This is a genomic window from Collinsella aerofaciens (genome assembly GCF_015553355.1).
Classification (GTDB): Bacteria; Actinomycetota; Coriobacteriia; order Coriobacteriales; family Coriobacteriaceae; genus Collinsella; species Collinsella aerofaciens_V.
In genome coordinates, this window is sequence record NZ_JADNGN010000005.1 from 1 (window position 1) to 2,273 (window position 2,273).

Genomic DNA, 2,273 nt, shown 5'->3' on the forward strand with positions numbered 1-2,273 from the left:
CTCGGACATGAATTCCGAGCGGGCCCCTGCTGTTAGCTTGTGGCACTGAGTAGTTTAGGCCTCGTCGACGACCTTGAGGCCGCGCGTGTGGTCGATCTCGTTGAGGAGGTTAACGCGACGCTCGTGACGACCGCCCTCAAACTCGGCGTCGAGCCACTCGTCGACAATCATCTTGGCGAGCTCGGAGCCCACGACGCGGGCGCCAAAGGCGAGCACGTTGGTGTTGTTGTGCATGCGGGAGAGCTTGGCGCTGAAGGGCTCGGAGCACACGACGGCGCGCACGCCCTCTACCTTGTTGGCAGCCAGGCTGATACCGACGCCGGTGCCGCAGATCAGGATGCCCAGGTCGACGTCGCCGTTGGCAACGGCCTTACCCACCTTGTAGCCGGCGATGGGGTAGTCAAAGCTCTCGGAGGTGTCGGTGCCAAAGTTCACGACCTCGCAGCCGCGCTCCTTCAGGTGCTCGGAGATGATGTTCTTGAGCTCGACGGCGGCGTGGTCGTTACCGATACCGATCTTCATGGATGGTTCCTCTCTGGTCTGTGCGGCGCAAATGCTAAAGGTGTTTACCGCGTTCGACTGCATGATAGCGCGACTTTTGCGTAAACGCTCGGGCGTTTTTTGGTCAAACGCTTTAGCAGGCTACAAGACCGGCTTCTCATGAATGAATGCTGTCAGTTTGTGCTTGAATGCCGTCCGCCGGAACCATGGTTGCGGTTTTTGATGCATTGTTATCAAATAAATAGAGTTAACTATTATCGAGAGTCCAGTTCGATATATATACAGGAGATACCTATGCCTACTGATTCCATCCGTGATGCCGCTTTTTGCGACGTTTTGAACCGCGAGCTTGTCTGTGCACTCGGCTGCACCGAGCCCATTGCCGTTGCCTATGCAGCTGCGTTGGCGAGTCAGACGCTCGGTTGCGAACCCGATCATATGGATGTTGCCTGCTCGGGCAACATCATCAAGAACGTCAAGAGCGTGACCGTGCCCAACTCGGGTGGTATGCACGGTATTGAGGCCGCGGCCGTGCTGGGTGCCGTGGCCGGCGACGCCAAGAGCGCGCTCGAGGTGCTCGAGAGCGTTGACGATGAGGACCGTGCTCGCGTGGCCGAGCTCCTCGCCGACGCCGGCTACTGCGATGTGTCTCTTGTCGAGGGTGTGCCCAACCTCTACATCAAGGTGACTGCCACGGCCGGGGGCCATACCGCGGTCGTCGAGATTACCGATCACCACACCAATGTCACGTGCCATACCCTCGACGGTATTCCGGTATGCGGCAAGTCGGCGGGGGAGTGCGCCGCCTGCGCCGAGCGCGTCGTGGCCGAGCGGGCGGCAGATAACGCCGACACGCCCATGTCGATTGAGTCCATCATCGACTTTATCGAGGACGGCGACATTGAGGACGCCCGCGCAGCCGTTGAACGTCAGATTGAGCTGAATGGCGCGATCAGTGCCGAGGGCCTTGCACACGCTTGGGGCGCCGAGGTGGGTCGTACGCTGCTAGGTGCTCGTGCCGATGACGTCGCCTGCCGTGCCCGTGCCCGTGCGGCCGCCGGGTCCGACGCCCGCATGAACGGCTGCGCGCTGCCGGTCGCCATTGTGTGCGGCTCGGGCAATCAGGGCATTACTTGCGCATTGCCCGTCATGGAGTATGCCGAGTACCTGCGCTGCGACCACGAGCGCCTGGTGCGCGCCGTGATGCTGTCCGATCTTATCGCCGTGCATATCAAGAGCTATATTGGTGCGCTCTCAGCGTTTTGCGGTGCTATTTGCGCCGCGTGCGGCGCCGGCGCCGCGATTACCTGGCTGTGCGGTGGCACGCGCGAGCAGATTGGCGCGACGGTCTCGAATACGCTCGGTAACGTGGGCGGCATCGTGTGCGACGGCGCCAAGGCGAGCTGTGCCGCCAAGATCTCGGCTGCCGTCGATGCGGCGATTCTGGGCCATGATATGGCCATGCAGGGTCGCGGCTTCCGCGCCGGCGAGGGCCTGATCCAAGATACCGTTGAGCAGACAATCGCCAGTATGGGCTACGTAGGCCGCGTAGGCATGAAGGACACCGACGTCGAGATCCTCAACATCATGATCGGCAAGACCATCGTCGACTGCTAGGGGCTCTGGGGCACTGCATCTTGTTGTTGAAACTATCGCGCTTGTGGCCGTAAAGCACCTGCCTGCATTGCGGACAGCGAGGATCTCGCGGTATGTCACCAGGTCGTTCTCGCGCTTGATGCGCTCGAGGACGGTCGCGACAACAAGCGCCGCTA

General features: G+C 61.2%; 2 protein-coding genes. One reads left to right on the plus strand and one right to left on the minus strand.

Annotated elements, in window-relative coordinates:
- Window positions 1-54 precede the first annotated feature (54 nt).
- A complete protein-coding gene (rpiB, locus tag I2D57_RS02350) occupies window positions 55-522 on the minus strand; it encodes a ribose 5-phosphate isomerase B (RefSeq protein WP_006234151.1) in 468 nt (155 codons plus the stop codon).
- Window positions 523-795: 273 nt separating this feature from the next.
- Between rpiB and I2D57_RS02355 the strand changes: the two genes are divergently transcribed.
- The gene (locus I2D57_RS02355) at window positions 796-2,118 is read left to right on the plus strand and encodes an L-cysteine desulfidase family protein (RefSeq protein WP_195361332.1); all 1,323 of its coding nucleotides are present in this window, start codon (window positions 796-798) and stop codon (window positions 2,116-2,118) included.
- The last annotated feature ends 155 nt before the right edge of the window (window positions 2,119-2,273 follow it).

What these genes read in the sequence shown, in the direction of transcription:
- rpiB (WP_006234151.1), bottom strand. Translation starts at nt 522, where the DNA reads ATGAAGATCGGTATCGGTAACGACCACGCCGCCGTCGAGCTCAAGAAC.
- I2D57_RS02355 (WP_195361332.1), top strand. Translation starts at nt 796, where the DNA reads ATGCCTACTGATTCCATCCGTGATGCCGCTTTTTGCGACGTTTTGAAC.